Here is a 20,248-nt window from a genome sequence, read left to right as displayed (position 1 = left end):
TTATCGTTTGAACCGTTGCCCCTATATGGGGGTGACATGGCAGCAACCGGCACAGGAGCCTAAGCGATGTTTGAAAATCTATCCGAACGCCTCTCCGGTGTCTTTGATCGACTCACCAAACAAGGGTCGCTGTCCGAAGAGGATGTGAAAACCGCCCTGCGCGAGGTGCGCGTCGCGCTGCTTGAGGCTGACGTCTCTCTGCCGGTCGCGCGCGATTTCATCAAGACGGTTGAGAGCCGCGCCACCGGTCAGGCGGTAACGAAATCCGTGACCCCCGGCCAACAGGTCGTCAAGATCGTGCATGACGCCTTGGTCGAGATCCTGCGCGGCGAGGGCGATCCCGGCGCGCTCAAGATCGACAATCCGCCTGCGCCCATCCTGATGGTCGGTCTGCAGGGCTCGGGCAAAACCACCACAACCGCCAAACTCGCCAAGCGGCTCAAGGACCGGGAAGGCAAGCGCGTGCTCATGGCCTCGCTTGATACCAACCGCCCGGCGGCGATGGAACAGTTGGCCATTCTGGGCAAACAGATCGGCGTCGATACCCTGCCCATCGTCAAGGGCGAAGACCCTGTACAGATCGCCAAACGCGCCAAGACCCAAGCGGCACTTGGCGGCTATGACGTCTACATGCTCGACACCGCAGGGCGGCTGCACATCGACGCGGAACTCATAGCTCAGGCAGCGGCAGTGCGCGACGTCGCCAACCCCCGCGAAACCCTGCTCGTGGTCGATGGTCTGACCGGACAGGATGCCGTTAACGTCGCAACCGAGTTCGATGACAAGATCGGCGTCACCGGCGTTGTCCTCACCCGGATGGATGGCGACGGGCGCGGCGGTGCCGCACTCTCGATGCGCGCCGTGACCGGCAAACCCATTCGATTTGTCGGCCTTGGCGAAAAGATGGACGCGCTCGAAACCTTCGAGCCCGAGCGGATCGCGGGCCGCATTCTGGGCATGGGCGATATCGTCGCCCTTGTGGAAAAGGCGCAAGAGACCATCGAGGCCGCCGAGGCCGAAAAGATGATGCGCCGCATGGCCAAGGGTCAGTTCAACATGAACGACCTCAAGGGCCAGTTGGAGCAGATGCAGAAAATGGGCGGCATGGAAGGGCTCATGGGCATGATGCCTGGCATGGGCAAAATGGCGAAACAGGTGCAGGAGGCCGGGTTCGACGACAAGATGCTCACCCGCCAGATTGCCATGATCCAGTCGATGACCAAGAAAGAGCGCGCCAATCCCGCGCTGCTTCAGGCCAGCCGCAAGAAACGGATTGCCGCCGGGTCCGGTATGGAAGTGTCAGACCTCAACAAGCTGCTCAAGATGCACCGCCAGATGGCGGATATGATGAAGAAAATGGGCAAGATGGGCAAAGGCGGCATGCTGAAACAGGCCATGAAGGGCATGTTCGGCAAGGGCGGCATGCCCGACATGAACGATCCCAAAGCGATGGAAGAGGCGGCCAAGGCAATGGGCGGCAAACTCCCCGGCGGCATGGGTGGTGGTCTGCCCGGCCTTGGCGGCGGCATGGGCCTGCCCCCCGGTCTCTCCGGCTTTGGCAAGAAGAAATAACGCCGTGCTTTCATCGCTCCCCAAATACTCAGAGTCCAGCGCGCGCCGGGCATCCCGGCGGGAAAGGGTCTTGCCATGACCCTGACCCAAGCGCCCATGCTGGAAACACCACGCCTCATCCTGCGTGGACCAGAGCCGCGGGATATCGCCCCCACCATCGCCTTTCTGCTCGACCGGGAGCGGTCGGAGGGGTTTGGATCCTCGCCCAACCGGGGCGAGGCATGGCGCTGGTTCGCGCTCAATGTCGGCCACTGGCACATTCACGGCTACGGCTATTTCTCCATCGAGATGAAAGACAGCGGCGAGACCGCTGGTATCGCCGGGATATGGAACCCCGAAGGCTGGCCCGAGCCGGAATTGGGCTGGGCGCTCTATGCCGGGTTCGAGGGGCGCGGCATCGCCTATGAGGCCGCGACCCGCGCGCGCCGCTATGCCTATGAGGATCTTGGCATGGCGACCCTGACCTCGAACATCGTGCCGGGCAACAGCCGTTCGGTCGCCCTTGCCGAACGCTTGGGCGCATGGTTCGAGCGGGAATATGAGAATATCCACATGGGGCACGATCTGCTCTACCGCCACCCCGCGCCGGGCGCCGGCGATGGCCGCGACGACGACGGTTCAGTCGAGGCCTATGCATGACCCATGTTCACTCTGTTCCTGTCGTCGGAGGCTCGCATGACTGACGCAACCGCCCTTGCCGCCCAGCTTTTGAAAGAGCACCGCCAGAGCATCGATCGGCTCGACGCAATCCTCGTGTTCACGCTGGCCGAGCGGTTCAAACACACGCAGGCAGTGGGGAAACTCAAGGCTGAACACGACCTTCCCCCGTCCGATCTCGCGCGCGAAGCCGCGCAGATCGAACGGCTCGAAGAATTGGCGACAACGGCCGATCTGGACCCGGAATTCGCCAAGAAGTTCCTGAACTTCATCATCGCCGAGGTGATCCGACATCACCAACAACACCAATCGTAAGGTGGGATCAAACCCCATCACCCCCCGCCATTAAAGGAGAATATCAAATGGCTATGAAAATCCGTCTCGCCCGTGGTGGCAGCAAAAAGCGGCCCTTCTACCGTATCGTCGCCGCCGACAGCCGCATGCCGCGCGATGGTCGTTTTATCGAGAAACTGGGCACCTATAACCCGCTTCTGCCCAAGGACAGCGAAGACCGCGTGAAAATGGATGTCGAGCGTATCCAGCACTGGCTGGCGCAGGGCGCTCAGCCCACAGACCGCATCAGCCGCATGCTTGAGACCGCCGGCATCGTCGCCAAGAAAGAGCGCGCCAACCTGAAGAAAGCCGTTCCGGGCAAGAAAGCTCAGGAACGCGCCGCAGAGAAGACAGCCAAGGCCGAAGCGGCCGAAGCCGCCGCAAACGCCCCCGCCGAAGAGGCCGTGGTGGAAGAGGCTGCGACCGAGGAATAAGACAGGTAAGGCGCTGGAATGTCACAGTTTTCCAAGGACTTCCAGACCGCCCTGCGCGATCTCATGCGGTGGCGGCGCGACGTGCGCCGCTTCCGCCGGGACGCGGTGGATGAGGCTGTCTTACAGGACTGCCTCGACACCTTCCTGCTCTCACCCTCTGTGGGTCTGAGCGAACCGTGGCGCGTGATCCGGGTGCAATCCCCAGAGGCCCGCGCCGCGGCGCTGGCCAATTTCACCGCTGAAAATGACCGCGCCCTCAAGGGGTATCATGGTGAGAAATCACGCATTTACAGCGGCTTGAAACTGTCCGGCATGCAAGAGGCGCCGGTGCAATTGGCGATCTATTGCGACGAGGCCACCGACAAGGGCGCGGGCCTTGGCGCAGGCACCATGCCCGAGATGCGACGCTATTCCGTTGTCGGCGCGATCACCCATTTCTGGCTCGCGGCGCGTGCGCAGGGGCTTGGCGTCGGCTGGGTCTCGATCCTCGATCCGGAGCAACTCTCACGGGATCTGAGCGTGCCCGCCGACTGGGCTTTGGTCGCCTATCTCTGCGTCGGCTGGCCCGAGACCAGCAATGACACGCCCGAACTGGAACTTGCCGGATGGGAAACCCGCCGCCCCACCCTGCCGACCGAGGTGCGTTGAGCATGCGTGTGGCCCCATTGCACATCCGCGGAATTCAGCGGATCATATCCCGATATGTCAAACCGGAGACCACGCCATGAGCGACAGTGACCGCATTTGTGTGGGCGCCATCGGCGGCGCCTTTGGCGTGCGCGGCGAAGTGCGGCTCAAGAGCTTTACCGCCACGCCCGAGGATATCGCCAGCTATAGCCCTCTGACCTCCGAGGATGGCACGCGGCAGTTTGACATCAGCCTGACCGGCCAGACCACCAACGGCTTTACCGCACATCTGTCCGGCATCGCCACCAAAGAGGCCGCCGATGCCCTGCGTGGCACCCGGCTCTATGCCCTGCGCGCGCAGTTGCCCAATCTGCCGGATGATGAATATTACCACGCCGATCTCATTGGGCTTGAGGTGTTCGATACGGGCGGCACTCTCTTGGGACGGGTCAAGGCGGTGCTCAATCATGGCGCGTCTGACCTGTTGGAAATCCACGGTCCCGGCCTCAGCTCCACGGTTCTGCTGCCCTTCACGCTTGAGGCGGTGCCAACCGTCGATCTGGCCTCTGGCCGCATCATCGCCGACCCGCCCGATGGTCTGATATGAGCGACACGCCCCGCTCGCACGGGCGCAAATCCATCCGCGCCACCATGACCCCGCGCGAGTTGATCACGCCCACGCCGGACTTGGCGGGCGTCTGGACCGCGCGGGTGATTACCCTGCTTCCCCAAGCGTTTCCGGGCATTCTGGGCGAGAGCCTGACGGGACGCGCCTTGCAAAACGGCCTCTGGGCGCTCAACGCGATCGACCTGCGCCCGTACGGCGAGGGCAAACATCGCAATGTCGATGACACGCCCGCCGGGGGCGGCGCGGGCATGGTGATCCGCGCCGATGTCATGGCGCGCGCGATTGACGAGGCAATGGCGGCCACCCCGCCCGGCTGGCCGCTGATCTACCTAAGCCCGCGTGGACGCCGCTTTGATCAGGCCATGGCGCAGGACCTCTCGCAACGCCCCGGTGTCACCCTGATCTGTGGCCGGTTCGAGGGGTTGGATGAGCGTGTGATTGAGCATTATGGCATCCAAGAGGTCTCCTTGGGCGATTTCGTGATGACCGGCGGTGAAATCGCGGCGCAGGCGGTGATCGACGCCACGGTGCGGCTCTTGCCCGGCGTGCTGGGCAATGCCGAGAGCACGGCAGACGAGAGCCATTCCGCCGGTCTCTTGGAGCATCCGCAATACACCCGCCCCGCCGAATGGATGGGTCGCCCGATCCCCGAGGTACTGACCTCGGGCGATCACGCGCGTGTCGATCAATGGCGGCGCGAGATGTCCGAGCGCCTGACCGCCGAGCGCCGCCCGGATATGTGGGAAAAACACTGCAAAACCCATCCTGACAAGGCTTGATCCGCCTCACGGTTGCGCCTATACACCGCCTTGCTTGGAATCGTTTTGCGGCTCCGGGCCTGTTTGTTTTAGGCACGACGGCCCACCAGACCTTCTTCGGTCGCCTGCGGCAGCCTCGGCAAACGGATCACAGACAATGACGACCTGATCTCTGGCGGGCGCAACTGCGAACCCGGAAGAAGACCAAGAGCTCTGAGGGCGCGAGACATCTTTGCGGAAAAACCGCAAGTAAATCAGGAGAGAAGCGATGGATATTATCGCTCAGATTGAGGCGGAACAGATCGCCTCGCTCGGGAAAACCATTCCCGATTTCAAGGCCGGCGACACCATTCGCGTCGGCTACAAGGTGACCGAAGGCACTCGTTCGCGCGTGCAGAACTTTGAAGGCGTGTGCATCAGCCGCAAAAACGGCAAGGGCATCGCAGGGTCGTTCACCGTCCGCAAGATTTCCTTTGGCGAAGGTGTGGAACGTATGTTCCCGCTCTATTCGACCAATATCGACAATATCGAGGTTGTGCGCCGTGGTCGCGTGCGTCGCGCCAAGCTCTACTACCTGCGCTCGCGTCGCGGCAAATCGGCCCGCATCGCCGAGGATTCCACCTACAAGGCCCAATCGGGCGCTTCCGCGTAAGGATTGGTACGATGAAAAAAGAGATTCACCCCGATTACCACGCCATCAACGTCAAGATGACCGATGGCACTGTTGTGCAAATGCGCTCGACCTACGGTAAAGAAGGCGACACGTTGTCGCTCGACATCGACCCGTCGGTGCACCCCGCCTGGACCGGCGGCAGCTCGCGTCTGATGGATGCCGGTGGCCGCGTCTCCAAGTTCAAGAACAAATACGCCGGTCTCGGGTTCTGAACCCTGTTTCCGGACGGATACGACAAACGCCGCCCCTCGGGGCGGCGTTTTGCATGGGGCGCAAGCGCAGCTTTACTTTTTGGTAGGGATTGAGGTATAAAAAGGACATCCGAAAATCGGTTTTCAGTGTCCTCACCGAAAACGTGACCCTGCGGAGCGGCTACTCCGCAGGGTCTTTTCTTTCAGGGGATTAGAGCCCCATCAAGAGCCGGATGATCCCAACGAGCAGCGTCCCCGCTGCAACTTTAGATTGGTCGCAATTTCGAACCGGAAAAGTCTATCAACTTTTCCTGAAATTGCTTCAGCACCATCCATTTCCGAAATTCGGTTTCTCTCAGTTTCCTCACCTCCTTGCGCCGCAATGGGTTGCAGCAGAACTACACCACCGAGATGGCGTGAAGGAAAGGTTAAAAATTCTGATAAATGCGGTGAAATATCTCCCCATTCAGCCCCTACACTTGCACCTGTGCCGCAACCGGATAAAACGGACACAGACGAGCAAGAGGACGCGCAATGGCGACGGCACTGATCATACTGGCGGCAGGTCAGGGGACGCGGATGAACTCCGAGCTTCCCAAGGTGCTGCACCCGATCGGCGGCGCGCCGATGTTGGGGCATGCGATGCAGGCGGGCGCGACCCTCGAGCCTGATCATGTGATCGTGGTGGCCGGGCATGGCGCAGAGGCCGTGCGAAAGGCTGCCATAGACTTTGACGAGACCGCGCAGATCGTGATCCAATCCGAGCAACTGGGCACCGCCCATGCGGTAGCGCAGGCCGCGCCGCTCTTGGCGAACTACCCGGGCGACGCGCTTGTGCTCTATGGCGACACACCCTTTATCCAGCCCGAAACACTGGAGCGGATGCAGGCCGCGCGCAGCACCCGTGACATCGTCGTGCTGGGCTTTGAGGCGGCCGATCCGGGCCGCTACGGGCGGTTGGTGACGGACGGCGACACCCTCCTGCGGATCGTCGAGTTCAAGGACGCAACCGAGGCCGAGCGCGCTGTCACCCTATGCAACAGTGGCGTGGTTCTGGCGCCCGCCGCTTTGCTTTTCGACCTCATCGCACAGGTGGGCAATGCCAATGCCTCGGGCGAATATTATTTGACCGACATCGTGGGTCTGGCGCGGGTGCGGGGGCTGTCGGCGACTGCCGTCACCTGCGAGGAGTCCGAGACGATGGGCATCAATTCCCGCGCCGAACTCGCACGCGCCGAGGCTGGATTTCAGACCCGCAAACGCGCCGAAGCGCTGGAAACCGGCGTGACTCTCGTCGCGCCGGAAACGGTGCAGTTCGCCTATGACACATGGCTCGGCCGTGATTGCGTGATCGAACCCTATGTCGTCTTCGGCCCCGGCGTGACCATCGAGACCGGCGCGCATATCCGCGCCTTCTCGCATCTCGAAGGCTGCCATGTGGCGCGCGGCGCGGTGGTCGGCCCCTATGCCCGGCTTCGCCCGGGTACAGAACTGTCCGAGCACGCCCGCATCGGCAATTTCGTTGAGCTCAAGAACGCGCTGATCGGCGAGGGGGCCAAGGTCAATCACCTGAGCTACATCGGCGATACGCGCGTCGGAGATGAGAGCAATATCGGCGCAGGCACCATCACCTGCAATTACGATGGTGTCTCCAAGCATGAGACTGTGATCGGCGCGCGGGTTTTTATCGGCTCCAACACCATGCTGGTGGCCCCTGTCACCGTTGGTGACGGGGCCATGACCGGGTCGGGATCGGTGATCACCCGCGATGTCGCACCGGATGCGCTGGCGATTGCCCGCGCGCGGCAGGTGGACAAACCCGGAATGGCCGCCAAACTGCTCGAAATGCTCCGCGCCAAGACCCGAAGCCGCGACAAAGGATCAAACTGATGTGTGGAATTGTTGGAGTTCTTGGCAATCACGAGGCAGCGCCCCTATTGGTCGAGGCCCTCAAGCGGCTGGAATATCGTGGCTATGACAGCGCCGGGATTGCCACCGTGCATGGCGGGCGTCTTGACCGTCGTCGCGCGGTGGGCAAGCTGGTCAATCTCTCGGATCTCTTGGTGCATCACCCGCTGGCGGGCAAGGCCGGGATTGGCCATACCCGGTGGGCCACGCATGGTGCTCCGACCGAGGCCAATGCCCATCCGCACCGCTCTGGTCCGGTCTCCGTGGTGCATAACGGTATCATCGAGAATTTCCGCACCCTGCGCACCGAACTGGCCGCCGCCGGGATCGGCCATCAGACCGACACCGACACCGAAACCGTCGCCCTTCTGGCGCATCACTACATGACACAGGGCATGGACCCCGTCACGGCCGCGCGCACAACCATCGCCCGGCTCGAAGGGGCCTATGCGCTCTGCTTTCTGTTTGAGGGCGAACCCGATCTTCTGGTGGCGGCACGACGCGGCAGCCCGCTGGCCATAGGCCACGGCACGGGTGAGATGTTCGTTGGCTCGGATGCCATTGCGCTGGCCCCGATGACCGACCGCATCACCTATCTCGAAGAGGGTGACATCGCGGTTCTCACGCGGACCAGCCTGACCATCACCGATCGCCATGGCCATCTGGCAAACCGCCCCATCAAGACCATCGAGATTGATAGCACCCGCGTCGACAAGGCTGGCCACCGGCATTTCATGGCCAAGGAAATCACTGAACAGCCCTCTGTGATCGGCGCGGCCTTGGGTCATTACCTCAGCAGCGATGGCACCCGCATCACCCTGCCCGAGGGGCTGCCGGATTTCGCCGGCATCGAACGGCTGACCATGGTCGCCTGCGGCACCGCCTATTACGCCTGCCTCACCGCCAAATACTGGTTCGAGCAATTGGCCCGCCTGCCCGTCGAGGTCGATATCGCCTCGGAGTTCCGTTATCGCGAGCCCCCCGTGACCCCCGGCACCGTGGCGCTCTTCGTCAGCCAGTCGGGTGAGACCGCCGATACGCTCGCCGCCCTGCGCTATGCGACGGGCCGCGCAGATCAGGTCATCTCGGTGATCAACGTATCCGAGAGTTCCATCGCCCGCGAGAGCGATTTGGCGCTGTCCATCCATGCCGGGGCCGAGATCGGCGTGGCCTCGACCAAGGCCTTTACCTGCCAACTGACCGTGCTCTTGTTGCTGGCGCTCAAGGCGGCGCAGGACCGGGGAGAGATCGAGCCGGAACGTCTGGTTGACCTCTTGTCGGCCCTGCGCGCTCTGCCCGCCACCCTCAACATCGCAATGGGCTGCAACGCAGAGATCCAGACCGTCGCCCGCCAGCTTGCGACCTCACCCAGCGCGCTCTTTCTGGGGCGTGGCCTGATGTATCCGCTGGCGCTGGAAGGCGCGCTGAAGCTCAAGGAAATCAGCTATATCCATGCCGAGGCCTATGCCTCGGGAGAGCTCAAACATGGCCCGATCGCCCTCATCGACGACACAATGCCGGTGATCGTCATGGCCCCCTGCGATGCGCTCTTCGACAAGACCGTGTCCAATATGCAAGAGGTCATGGCCCGTGGTGGCCGCATCCTGCTCGTGTCCGACGCGCGCGGTGTCGCCGAGGCCGGTGATGGCGTCTGGCAGGCCATCACAATGCCCGACACTGACCCCATTCTCACACCGATCCTCTACGCCCTGCCTGCCCAACTCCTCGCCTATCACACCGCCATTGCCAAAGGCACAGACGTCGACCAGCCCCGCAACCTTGCCAAATCCGTCACGGTCGAGTGAGACAGGGCATCGCGCGCGATGATGCCGATCGCGTGGGGCGCCGCTTGCATTGCGCCCACCGCTCCGCTAGACGCCTGACGGTATTTCGATCACTCTGGACATGATGTCTCCTTGCATTTTCATCATAATGGCCGTGTTTCGGCCAGAGCCTGATTATCTGGAGGCACAGATCCGATCCATCGCGGATCAGACCCATGCATCCCGACGCCTGATTGCCGTGATTGCCGATACCAGTTCCGATACGCTGGTGTCCGATCTCGCCAAAGCGGCGGACCTTCCCTTTAGCCTTGTCCCCAGCGACGTCACGCTGGATTCCGTCCGCGCCTTCGAGGCCGGATTGAGCGAGACGCTGCGCCTGATCGCCGCCGAAGGGCTAGACGACGACGCGGTTCTCATCGCCCTGTGTGATCAAGATGACATCTGGCATCCGGATCGTCTGGAAAAAGGCGTGGCCGCCCTCGCAGCCAGCGGTGCCGATCTCGTGCATAGTGACGCGCGGCTGGTGGGGCCGGATGGCAAGACCGTCGTGCAGCCCTCCATGTTCGCCACCGAGCGGCGCAAACGCAATCCCGGTCTGCGCGGGCTGCTCTATCGCAACAACATCACCGGCATGACAACCCTCATGCGACCCCGGCTGGTGCGGCTGGCCCTTCCCTTTCCCCCACAGAGCGGGGTCCATTTCTATCACGACCTCTGGCTCGGACTGTTGGCGAGTGCCACCGGGGGCGTCCACATGATCGACGAGACCCTCGTTGATTACCGGCAGCATGACAGCAATGTGATGGGCGCAATCGACCGCCGCCAAGGCGGAGGTCTGCGCGTCAAGCGCCCCGACGCGATGTGGCTGCGCAAGGAGGCCACGGCCTATGCGCTGGCCCGCTATCTCGGACAATCGACCTATAACCGGCTCACCGATGCCATCGCCGATGGCCGACTCAGTCATGGCGACGCCAAAGCCGCGCCGCTGCGTCCCTATCTGCGGCGGATGCGCGGAATGGGCACGCATCTGCGCGACGCGCTCGTCCTGACCCTACAGGGGCACACGGGTCTGGCGCGGATCGCGGCCGGCTTTGCCGTGGTCAGCACAGGGCGTATGGTCTGGACCCTGCGCGAGGCCTTTGGACCCAGCCTGAAAACCACGATCGACGGGTTCGACACCCGGCTTTACTCGCTCTCTCCCGGCATGACGCCCCGACCACCCTCGTCCTCGCATCGGCAGGACCGGCCCCCGGTCAAATACGAGAGCATCGTCGACCTGCGCAAAGAGCCGCGCTTTGTCCCCGAGTTCACAGCGCCCCATCCTGCGCTGAACATCCTTGTGCCGACGCTGAACCCGACCGAGATCTTTGCCGGAATCGCCACTGCGCTCGACATCGGTCTCGGGCTTGCCGCGCGCGGCTTCCACGTCCGGTTCATTGCCACCGACTTGCCCCTCTCGTCCCCCGGCACCTCGCGCAGCTTTGTGCTGGGCCGATTGCCCAGAGCGCATGACTTGCAAGGCGCGGCGGACCGCATCAGCCTGCTCTGCGGCGTTCAGAGCAAGACCCTGTCGCTCAATGCCCAGGACGTGTTCATGGCCACCGCATGGTGGAGTGCGCATGTCGCAGAAAAGCTGACCCGCCGCCATGCCATGACCCACGCGCGGTTTCTCTATCTCATTCAGGATTACGAACCGCATTTCTACGCCTGGGGCCCCGAATTCGCCGATGCCATGGCAAGCTATGATTTTGCTTTTGATCCCGTGTTCAACACCACCCTGCTACGCGACTGGTTTGCGGGTCAGACCTTTGGCTTTGCCACCGATGATGCCCTCTCTTTTCATCCCTCGATCGACATCGAGCGCTATAGCCGCGTGGCACGCGCCACGCCGGGTGGCGCACCGCGCCGTCTGGCGCTCTACGGGCGTCCGGACGTGCCGCGCAATATGTACGCCACCGCAATCGAGGCCTTGGCCCGCTTTGTCGCGCAAGAGCAGCTTGGCGCGGAGGATATCGAATTGGTGTCCATCGGCCAGCATCATGGCGATGTCACCCTGCCCGGCGGCCTCATCCTCAAGAGCCTCGGAAAACTTGCATGGGAGGATTATCCCGACTACCTTGGCAGCGTCGATCTGGGTCTCTCCTTGATGTACTCGCCTCATCCCAGCCACCCCCCTCTTGAGATGGCCGCCGCCGGTGTGCGGGTCGTCACCAACACGTTCGGCCCCAAGGATCTGAGCCGCCTCAGCCCGGCAATCCTCTCGGTGCCAGCGACCGCACCGGATCTGGCGGGGGCGCTCAGCGCGTCTTGGCACGCCGCCCCGGTGAGCCAATCCGACCGCGAGATCAATCTCCTTGATCTGGGGAGCCACCCCGAAGATATGATCGACAGTCTGGCCAATCGGCTTGTCACGCGCCTGCCACGGACATAAAACACAGCCCCATGACACAAAAGATCATCCTGCATATCGGCTCGCCAAAATGTGGCTCGACCTATCTACAGTGCGTCATGCTCCAGAATACAGACTGCCTGTCGCAGCACGGCATCTGCTATCCTGCACCGACCGGATCACATCCCGGCAATGCCGGCAAACTGGCCGAGATCACAGAGGATCAGGTCACAGCCATGTTCGCGGATGGCGCGGAAACCGTTGTTCTCAGCCATGAGGATCTCTACTCGCTCTCGAAACGCGGCATCGCTCTTGCAGAGATCACCGCCAAGGCTGGAATCGCCGTACAGATTCTCGCTTTCTTGCGTCCGTTCAGCGATTTCGTTTTCGGCGATTACTCGCAGTTCATGAAGCAGCATTTCGATACCTTTCTGGCCGAGCGCAGACCCTATGGCGGGCGCGATTTCCAGACCTTTGCCAAACGCCGGATCGACACGATGAGACCGGCGGCCTATTTGGCCAACTGGGGAAAGCTGTTCCCGGACCTGCCGATCATTCTCGACAGCCACCGCAACATTCAGCAGGTTCTCGACGAGGTGCTCGGACATCCCACCGGGATGAACTGGGACGTGCCGATCCACGACACCAATCCGTCACTGCGCATGCAGGATTGTGACATCATCGCCGCCGCGATGCTGGACCCGGAATGCGCCGACGAGGATATCCGACAGATGTTCCTCACAGCGTATCATCACACCCAAAACCCCGACATGGGCCGCAACCCGCAGCGCATTGCGTGGCTCGAAGAGCAATTCAAACCCCAGAATGACGCTCTATTGGCGCAGTTCGGCTTTGATAACCGCGCCATTATCCCAGAGGATACCGAGGTTTGATCCCCGGCATCGGCACAGCGGAGCGTTCGACGCCGCCGCTCCGCATCGCCTGAACCTCCTCGCTCAGGCAGATTTTGACGCGTCGATTTTCATCAGGGCATGATGATGCGCAATCGCCTCATCCACATCGGAGTAAAAGCTGAACTGCCCATTCTCGAGCACGGCTGCATGGCTACAGAGCCGTTTGACCTGCCCAACCCCATGCGTCACCATGATGGCACTGCTGCTCAGGACCCGCTCGGCAAACAACTCTTCTGACTTTTCGCGGAATGCGGCATCGCCGACCGCCGTCACCTCGTCCACGAGGTAGGTGTCAAAATGAATGCCCATGGACACGCCAAACGCCAGCCGCGATTTCATGCCCGAAGAATAGGTGCGCACCGGCAGGTTGAAGTGTTGACCGAGCTCAGCAAAATCCGCGACGAAATCCGCAAGCTCCTCGGTATCGACACCGTAAACCCGCGCAATGAATCGCACATTCTGCAACCCGGTCATCTCGGGGTGAAAACTCCCTGCAAAGCCGACCGGCCAGGAAATTGTCCCCGTGCTGGTCACCTCTCCACTGTCGGGGTCCATCGAGCCTGAAAGCATCTTGAGCAAACTCGACTTTCCGGCGCCATTTCGGCCCAGAATGGCAACTGCGGTGCGGTCTGGAAACACTGCCGAGATGTTATCCGCAACCACCTTGCGCTGCCCGTTGAGCACAAAGGTCTTGCACAGGTTGCGTATCTCGATCATTGGCCCGGCCCGCTCAGCGCCTGTCACGCAGGGAATAATAGACCATCACCATGATCGACCAGGACATCAGCAGAAATCCCGAGATCATGCCCAACAACATCAGACGACGGGGATATTCCGCCGTTTCGGCCAAAGTGGGTGAAATATGGGTGGCCAAGTACCGCGATTGCCGTTGCGCCTCGGCCAAGGCCACATCGCGCGCCGCCAGAGCAGACAGATAGCTTTTCTCGGCAAACTGCCGTTCAAGCTCCAGCGCCTGATATTCCTCCAGCAATTCAGCATATTGCGTCACACCCGAGACCCCGCTCACGCCCCCGAAACTCGACCGTTCTTCGTCAATCAATTTCTGAATGGCCGCAATCTTGCGGTTGGTCTGGGTCACGCGCGGGTCGCTCTCGGCAGACCCGTCGAGCAAAAGTTCCAATTCGATCTGGGCTTCTGCCATCTGCGCGTTGAGCGAATTCAACAGACCCATCTGGCCCTGAACATCCGCCACCGGATCAACAATCTGGGTCCGGTTGCGAAAGCTGGTAAGCGATTGGTTGGACACCAAAAGCCTGTCTTCGGCACGCGCCAACTCTTCTTCGGCATAGCGCATGGCATCCGCCCGCGCGATCGCGGACAGTTGGTTGATCATATCGCTGCTCTCGCGAAAGACCACTTCGGCGATGGACCGCGCATCCTGCGGATCAAAGGCCAGAACCCGAATCTCAACCAGACCGCTGCTGCGATCGTAGAAAATCTTTACCATGCGCTGCCAATAGCTCGACAGAGCCTCAATCCGCGTATCGTCCCCAAGGGTAAACACCGGATCGCCGGGCCGCTGATAGATCCGCGAGAGATCAAGCTGCTCGTTGACCGCGCGCACGATCTGCGGGCTCTGGATGAACTCATAGAGAATATCCGTGTCCGAAGAACTGGACCCCGACAGCTCGGTGATCCCGCCCAGCAACTCGATGGCTGATCCGATCTCTTCGGTGCGCACCGAGAATCCGACATGGCTGGCGTATTGGTCGCGGGCAATCCCATAGAGATACCAGATCGACACGATCACCGGTAAAACCACCAAGGCCACAAAACTAAGCCCAATGATCACGTGGCGCGTCTTGACGCGCGCAGGCTTTGCAGTGGGGCGCACAGGAGTTCTATTCGCCGGAGCCTGAACCACGTTCGGGCCCGTCTTGGTTTCAGGCGCAGCCCCCTTGCCCGGGGTTGCAGCCAGCTTTTCCGCAGGAGAGTTGGTCTGAGTCAAATCTAGCTCTTCACTATGCTACCGCCCGACAGATGCGTCGGTTGGGGATTTTCTATCAAAGGACACGGTGATACACCATCCATCAAGATGACAAATATAGCCCTCCCCCCAGCCTTGCCGCGCAAGCGCACAGGCACTGTTCAGACCGTCATGGCGCTGATCCTGCGCGAGATGTCCTCGACTTACGGTCGTTCGGCCTTGGGCTATCTTTGGGCCATTCTAGAGCCGGTCGCAGGCATCATGCTTCTGACCTTCCTGTTTTCATTGGCCTTCAGAAGCCCGAGTCTTGGAACCAATTTCCCCTTGTTCTTCGCCTCGGGTGTCCTGCCCTTCATGGCCTATATGGACATCAGCGGCAAAATGTCACTGGCGTTGCGGTTCTCAAAGCAACTGCTGTTCTATCCCGGCGTCACCTATATCGACGCGCTCGTTGCAAGGTTCATCCTGAATGCGCTCACGCATATCTTGATTGCCGTCATGCTGTTTCCCCTTATCCTGTTTCTCTATGACGTGAATGTGATCATCGACATGAAGGCGTTGGCGATGGGCTATCTCCTGGCATTTGCGCTGGGAATAGGCGTCGGCACTCTGAATTGCTTCCTGCTCTCCGTTTTCCCGATATGGGAGCGCGCATGGGCGATTTTGAACCGTCCCCTGCTGCTGATCTCGGGCGTCATTTTCCTCTATGATACGGTGCCCATGCCCTATCGGGACTGGCTGTGGTGGAATCCCTTGGTGCATCCCATCGGTTTGGTGCGCAAAGGCATCTACAGCACCTATGACGCTGAATATGTGTCCTCAGTCTATGTTCTGGCGGTTTCCGGGATCACGCTGATGCTCGGCTTGCTGCTCTTGCGGCGCTACCACCGCGACATCATCAATTTTTGACGCGCGGTCCCGACACGGTCCGCTTCAGTGCGCCTAGTCCCCGACGCAGCCGGCTGCGAGAATGCAGCGCGGTTTGTCCCCACACGTGATAGGCCGCGAGAATGACCGCCGCCTCTGCGCCCAGCGGGGTCTCGCTGGCCTCATCATAGTCGGGCGTCATGTCAAAGGCAGCGTCGCCGTTCAGAAAATTCCGAGCCAGCGCAGTATTCGACATCTCGCATTGCTGCAACAGGCGTTGCCGACGCAGAAACGTCATCAGAAACCGTCGTGACGGCACACGCACCACCTCCGGTGCCTTCGCAAAAAAGCGGTCCACCTCTTGTCCCACCAACAGCGGTGCAACCCCTTGATCCAGCATGGCCCGCTTGAGATATCGCGCGGGCTCGATCAACCCGGTCGGTGGGCTGACATTATGCGACAGAGGGGACACCGCATCATCGGGCAACATATCCGATATGCCCAGCGCCTCCAGAAATCGGCGCACCGCATAGTCCGGGGCTTGCTCTGGTCTCAGGGGTACGGCGAGGATATTCTCGCGCGCAACGCTACGGACCCAGTTCATCAGCATCGCATTGTAGTTCAGCACCTGCTTTTCGACCCGCATCTCCATGAGCGCGGTAATGCCGCGACGCCAGTCGGCCCCACTTTTGACATGCTGCTTGTAGTCGGACTCGATCCACAGATCCTGTCGCCGGAAATAACAGATCACGCCGACTTCGAATCCGGCCTGTCGCATGCGCTCGACCACCTCAAGAGCAATCGAGCCGCGCGAGACACCGAACAGATACTCCGAACTCAGGATCACATCGCCATCGCGCCGCAGAAAGAAATCGAGCAGTGATTTCACTCGGGCCGTGTCCCCCTCGAGCATCGCATTGGCGAGATGCAAGGCATTGCCCTGCTCGGGAATGCGCTCTCCGGGTGCGAACTCATAGTGAATTCCGCGCGCCGCCAGTTCGTTGGCATGGTCTGCCAGATAGGCCTGAATTGACGTCGTCGCACATTTCGGCATGCCGACATGCAGGAAAAGGCGCTTCTTCATACTGATCAACTGCCTCACCAACCGGTCGGCAGCACCCTAGTGTTCCCCAAGAAATGACACAAGACGCAAATACGCAAACCCCACGTTGCCAAGCCTCCCTCTGGGCTTTAAGCCAACGGTCAGAGAGAATGAAGGCATCGCAGGATCAGATGGGCTGGCGCGGATATATTCACGATGACAGCAGGACCGTGTTCTTCTGGTCGCAAAAGGCGGCCTGCACCACCCTGTTCAACTTTCTCGCCGACAACATGCCCTCGCGCCCTGCCAAAAAGCAGTATTTCCACACCAGTAGCGCGCCCTTTCGTGGCTGCGCCGAGGCGCTTATGACGCGCAACTATCGCTCGGTGATCTTGGTCCGGCATCCGGCGACCCGCATCATCAGCGCCTATTTCAACAAGTTCTGCATCTATCGCGGCCGACAATTGCTCAGCCGCGCGGATCTGGAACCCTTTGCACAGGATCTCCACGATCTCTATTGCGCGCGCACCGGTGCCGATACCAACGACAACAGCATGTCCTTCGAGGCCTTTCTGGACACGATCGCGCACCTGCACGCCACCCGTCCACGCCCCGAAAACCTGATCAACGGGCATTGGGAAACGCAGGTGCCCGCCTTTTACAAGCAGGAGGGCATCCATTACGATTTCGTCGTCCATGTCGAGCGGCTGGATGTCGAACTCTCTCGGGTCGCCCGCAAGCTTGGGATGACGTATACACCGCGCGTGCTGAACCGCACCCGTCTGCCCGAAACCCCGCTCAGCGGGTATCTCGGCAATCTGTCGGCGCGCGATCTGGTGGATATGAGTTTCAACTATGACAATTTCATCACCCCAGACACACTCTCGGCCATCCATCGCATCTACGACATTGATTTCAAAACCCTCGGCTATCCGGTCGATCCGCGCGACGGGTTTCATGGCACAGGATGGGCTGGCGCGTTGAACCGGACCTTTCCCGCCTTGGGGCGCCTCACAGGAAGATGAAATCCTCCAGCGACAGTCTGCTTGTCGCGACATCCTCCAACAGAATCTCGTGATCCGCGTAGCGCACAACCGCGCCATCGACCGTGTCAAAGATATCCAGCGCCAGAAAGCGACCCATCAGCCCCGGCCCCTCAACCCCGCTCAGTCGCATCCGATCCTCACCGATCTGGAAATCGGCGATCACGTCGCGCTCTCCGGCGACCAGATCATTGAACACGAACAGATCCGCCTCCGCTCCGCCGCGCAGCGTATCGTGACCAGCGCCGCCGTTGAGCGTATCGCGTCCCGTGCCACCATCCATCAGGTCGTTCCGCCCGCCCCCGGCCAGAAAATCGTCGCCGCTACCGCCCAACACGGTATCATCCCCCTCTCCCCCACCGAACTGATCCTTGCCTGCCCCCCCGTCCAATAGATCGCGCCCCGGCCCCCCTCCGATCACATCATCCCCGTCGCCGCCGCGCACTGTGTCTCGGTCAAAGCTCCCCGCCAGCCTGTCATCCCCGGCGCCACCTTCGACCAGGTCATTGCCCGGCCCGCCGCTCATCACGTCCTGACCGTCCCCCCCGCTGAGGACATCGTCCCCGTCGCCGCCGCCCATCGTGTCATCGCCGCCCTGCCCGTTGAGCCTGTCCGCGCCAAGACCTCCTCCGATATTGTCCTGTCCTGCGCCACCTTCGATCAGGTCATCGCCCGCTCCGCCCGCAAGCCGGTCATCGCCCGCATCGCCGCGCAGCGTGTCATTGCCGCCATGTCCGGCCAGACTGTCCGCGGCCACGCCCCCTCCAAGCAGGTCCGCGCCCTCGCCCCCAACCAGAACCAGCGGGACAGGCGCAGGCGGCGATACAACGACCGGGCTCGGTGGCGGCTCAACGCGCGTTGGCGGGGCGATTCCCCCCATTTCCAAAGGTCCAAGCACAACATCGAAATGTGACAGCAAGGGTGACACCATCGCTGACAATTCCGTCGCCGCAAAGGCCACGCCAGCGGCGTTGCGCAGCTCCAGCTCTTCTGCCCCGAACCGCAGCACGGCCCCTTGGCTCGTCGGCGCAAAACCAAGCTGCCCGAGATTGCGCAACATCGGCCAGAGCGACAGGTCAAGCCGATCCTCCCCCAGCGTGAAATCCGCAATCACATCGCGCTGTCCATCCGCCATCAGGACAAAGACATCTGCCCCGGCACCGCCAATCAGCGTATCCTTGCCAGATCCGTCGCTCAGCACGTCCTCTCCTGCGTGGCCCTCCAGAACGCCATCACCCCCATCGCGCGACAAAAGATCATTCCCGGTCCCGCCCTCGATCCGCGCAGTATCGCCACGCAGCACCACGCCAAGTGACCCTAGATCAGCCCGAAACAGGCTCAGCCCCGCCTCTCCCGCCGCCGTCACGAGAATGTCGATGCCCCCTGCCCGGATCTGTGCCGCCAACCCGGACACACCCTCCAATGCAAAGGCCCGCTCATCAGCCAGCGTATCCAGATGCAAGAGCCGCCCTTCGGCGGTCAGCCGGAACAGACTCAGCCCCGCATCCCGCCCCGCCACCAGCACAAACACATGCCCGGCCTGTGCAATCACCTCCAAATGCGACACCCCGGCGAACCGCGTCAACAGCCCGTCGATAACATGATCCGCAATCCCCAACGTGCCCCCCGCACCAACACGCAGCACCGTCAGGCTCGCACTGTCCGCCGATGCCACGATCAAGAACGACCGCCCCGCCACATCAGCGGGCGTAAGCGCCGTGATTGTCTGCACCGGCAGGCTGTCTTCGCGTCCAAGGCTGGTGAAGGGAACCAAGCCTGCCGCCTCAGTGAGACGCAGTCCTGTCAGACCCTGCTCACGCGCCGAGGCGGCAAAAACGAAAACTTCCCCGGCAATTTCGACCAACGCCAGATCGGAGATATTTCGCAAATAGAGATCCGCCGCATCAGCCTGCGAGCGGACAGTCTGCACCGTCTGATCTGACCCAAGTGCAAAGACCGACAGGCCCTGACCGTCGGCCGCGGCTATAATCAGGTAATCCTGATCCTCGACCCGTGCCGCCAAAAGGCTTGCGGCCTGCGTCTGCACCGCACCTTGACCCAGGAACCCCAGATTGCCACTGCGCGCCCCCGCATCCCAAGCCTCGAGCAGATCGCCCACCAGAGCCTGTGGCAGCGCCCCCGGCGTGCCCGTCACATTGAACGCGACGCGCGCCGTTTCTTCGTGAAACCACTGCCTCTCCAGCACAGGCCCGCCCGCCCCAACCCGCACCACCCGGCTGAGGCCCGCACCGTAATCCGCGACCACGAATCCCCCTTCGGGCAGGGCCGTAATCGCCACCGCTGCGCGCGCGACCTCAAAATTCTCCGCATGACTCGTCCCGACATGCACCAGCCTGACCGGCATCTCTGTCCCACCCATTTCCCGCGTCCCCACGCAAGAAACAGAGTGCCGCTGCAAGACTGCCATGGCCTTAACGAAATATGGCTGCCTCGCGGCATTTACGAAAAGTTAAAGGAAA

General features: G+C 61.6%; 20 protein-coding genes. 15 read left to right on the top strand and 5 right to left on the bottom strand.

Going from position 1 to position 20,248, the window contains the following annotated elements; all coding sequences use genetic code 11:
• Window positions 1-66: 66 nt before the first annotated feature.
• The 9 genes from ffh to rpmE all read left to right on the top strand — a co-directional run bounded on the left by ffh (window position 67) and on the right by rpmE (window position 5,894).
• On the top strand, window positions 67-1,572 hold the full coding sequence (gene ffh, locus ACSSVY_RS13605; RefSeq protein ID WP_454270123.1) for a signal recognition particle protein: 1,506 nt from the start codon (window positions 67-69) through the stop codon (window positions 1,570-1,572).
• Window positions 1,573-1,647: 75 nt separating this feature from the next.
• Window positions 1,648-2,211 carry a GNAT family N-acetyltransferase gene (locus ACSSVY_RS13600; RefSeq protein ID WP_454270122.1) on the top strand — a complete coding sequence of 188 codons (564 nt, stop codon included), beginning with the start codon at window positions 1,648-1,650 and terminating at the stop codon, window positions 2,209-2,211.
• 36 nt (window positions 2,212-2,247) lie between these two features.
• Window positions 2,248-2,544 carry a chorismate mutase gene (locus ACSSVY_RS13595; protein ID WP_454270121.1) on the top strand — a complete coding sequence of 99 codons (297 nt, stop codon included), beginning with the start codon at window positions 2,248-2,250 and terminating at the stop codon, window positions 2,542-2,544.
• A gap of 47 nt (window positions 2,545-2,591) precedes the next feature.
• Window positions 2,592-2,996, top strand: coding sequence for a 30S ribosomal protein S16 (rpsP, locus tag ACSSVY_RS13590; RefSeq protein WP_454270120.1), 405 nt, complete (start codon window positions 2,592-2,594; stop codon window positions 2,994-2,996).
• A gap of 18 nt (window positions 2,997-3,014) precedes the next feature.
• The gene (bluB, locus tag ACSSVY_RS13585) at window positions 3,015-3,644 is read left to right on the top strand and encodes a 5,6-dimethylbenzimidazole synthase (protein ID WP_454270119.1); all 630 of its coding nucleotides are present in this window, start codon (window positions 3,015-3,017) and stop codon (window positions 3,642-3,644) included.
• 76 nt (window positions 3,645-3,720) lie between these two features.
• Window positions 3,721-4,230 (top strand): ribosome maturation factor RimM, encoded by a 510-nt coding sequence (gene rimM, locus ACSSVY_RS13580; RefSeq protein ID WP_454270118.1) that lies wholly within the window; start codon window positions 3,721-3,723, stop codon window positions 4,228-4,230.
• Window positions 4,227-5,030 (top strand): tRNA (guanosine(37)-N1)-methyltransferase TrmD, encoded by an 804-nt coding sequence (trmD, locus tag ACSSVY_RS13575; protein WP_454270117.1) that lies wholly within the window; start codon window positions 4,227-4,229, stop codon window positions 5,028-5,030. The genes rimM and trmD overlap by 4 nt, the downstream gene beginning before the upstream one ends.
• 247 nt (window positions 5,031-5,277) lie before the next feature.
• The gene (gene rplS / locus ACSSVY_RS13570) at window positions 5,278-5,661 is read left to right on the top strand and encodes a 50S ribosomal protein L19 (protein ID WP_009816549.1); all 384 of its coding nucleotides are present in this window, start codon (window positions 5,278-5,280) and stop codon (window positions 5,659-5,661) included.
• Between the two features lie 11 nt (window positions 5,662-5,672).
• The gene (gene rpmE, locus ACSSVY_RS13565; RefSeq protein WP_009816550.1) at window positions 5,673-5,894 is read left to right on the top strand and encodes a 50S ribosomal protein L31; all 222 of its coding nucleotides are present in this window, start codon (window positions 5,673-5,675) and stop codon (window positions 5,892-5,894) included.
• Window positions 5,895-6,095: 201 nt separating this feature from the next.
• Here rpmE and ACSSVY_RS13560 read toward each other — a convergent pair whose 3' ends face one another.
• The gene (locus tag ACSSVY_RS13560) at window positions 6,096-6,386 is read right to left on the bottom strand and encodes a hypothetical protein (protein WP_454270116.1); all 291 of its coding nucleotides are present in this window, start codon (window positions 6,384-6,386) and stop codon (window positions 6,096-6,098) included.
• Window positions 6,387-6,407: 21 nt separating this feature from the next.
• Between ACSSVY_RS13560 and glmU the strand changes: the two genes are divergently transcribed.
• The 4 genes from glmU to ACSSVY_RS13540 all read left to right on the top strand — a co-directional run bounded on the left by glmU (window position 6,408) and on the right by ACSSVY_RS13540 (window position 12,847).
• Window positions 6,408-7,763, top strand: coding sequence for a bifunctional UDP-N-acetylglucosamine diphosphorylase/glucosamine-1-phosphate N-acetyltransferase GlmU (gene glmU, locus ACSSVY_RS13555; RefSeq protein ID WP_454270115.1), 1,356 nt, complete (start codon window positions 6,408-6,410; stop codon window positions 7,761-7,763).
• On the top strand, window positions 7,763-9,586 hold the full coding sequence (gene glmS / locus ACSSVY_RS13550; RefSeq protein WP_454270114.1) for a glutamine--fructose-6-phosphate transaminase (isomerizing): 1,824 nt from the start codon (window positions 7,763-7,765) through the stop codon (window positions 9,584-9,586). Before glmU ends, glmS begins: the two co-directional genes overlap by 1 nt.
• A 127-nt stretch (window positions 9,587-9,713) precedes the next feature.
• Window positions 9,714-11,996, top strand: coding sequence for a rhamnosyltransferase WsaF family glycosyltransferase (locus ACSSVY_RS13545; RefSeq protein ID WP_454270113.1), 2,283 nt, complete (start codon window positions 9,714-9,716; stop codon window positions 11,994-11,996).
• Between the two features lie 11 nt (window positions 11,997-12,007).
• Window positions 12,008-12,847, top strand: coding sequence for a hypothetical protein (locus ACSSVY_RS13540; protein WP_454270112.1), 840 nt, complete (start codon window positions 12,008-12,010; stop codon window positions 12,845-12,847).
• Window positions 12,848-12,910: 63 nt separating this feature from the next.
• Here the strand turns inward: ACSSVY_RS13540 and ACSSVY_RS13535 are convergent, their stop codons facing one another.
• Window positions 12,911-13,585 (bottom strand): ABC transporter ATP-binding protein, encoded by a 675-nt coding sequence (locus ACSSVY_RS13535; protein ID WP_454270111.1) that lies wholly within the window; start codon window positions 13,583-13,585, stop codon window positions 12,911-12,913.
• 13 nt (window positions 13,586-13,598) lie between these two features.
• Window positions 13,599-14,681, bottom strand: coding sequence for a sugar transporter (locus ACSSVY_RS13530; RefSeq protein WP_454270110.1), 1,083 nt, complete (start codon window positions 14,679-14,681; stop codon window positions 13,599-13,601).
• 243 nt (window positions 14,682-14,924) lie between these two features.
• On the opposite strand from ACSSVY_RS13530, the gene ACSSVY_RS13525 reads away from it, so the two are divergent.
• Window positions 14,925-15,725 (top strand): ABC transporter permease, encoded by an 801-nt coding sequence (locus ACSSVY_RS13525; RefSeq protein ID WP_454270109.1) that lies wholly within the window; start codon window positions 14,925-14,927, stop codon window positions 15,723-15,725.
• Here the strand turns inward: ACSSVY_RS13525 and ACSSVY_RS13520 are convergent.
• Complete coding sequence (locus ACSSVY_RS13520; RefSeq protein ID WP_454270108.1) at window positions 15,715-16,767, bottom strand: hypothetical protein; 1,053 nt, start codon at window positions 16,765-16,767, stop codon at window positions 15,715-15,717. The genes ACSSVY_RS13525 and ACSSVY_RS13520 overlap by 11 nt on opposite strands.
• A gap of 128 nt (window positions 16,768-16,895) precedes the next feature.
• Here ACSSVY_RS13520 and ACSSVY_RS13515 point away from each other — a divergent pair, with 128 nt between their 5' ends.
• Window positions 16,896-17,750 carry a sulfotransferase family 2 domain-containing protein gene (locus ACSSVY_RS13515; protein ID WP_454270107.1) on the top strand — a complete coding sequence of 285 codons (855 nt, stop codon included), beginning with the start codon at window positions 16,896-16,898 and terminating at the stop codon, window positions 17,748-17,750.
• Here ACSSVY_RS13515 and ACSSVY_RS13510 read toward each other — a convergent pair.
• Window positions 17,737-20,148 carry a calcium-binding protein gene (locus ACSSVY_RS13510; RefSeq protein ID WP_454270106.1) on the bottom strand — a complete coding sequence of 804 codons (2,412 nt, stop codon included), beginning with the start codon at window positions 20,146-20,148 and terminating at the stop codon, window positions 17,737-17,739. The genes ACSSVY_RS13515 and ACSSVY_RS13510 overlap by 14 nt on opposite strands.
• Window positions 20,149-20,248 lie beyond the last annotated feature (100 nt).

The sequence above is a fragment of the Roseovarius sp. MBR-51 genome (assembly GCF_053628575.1).
Note: the sequence above shows the minus strand (reverse complement) of the source record. Positions and strands in the feature narration are given on the sequence as shown.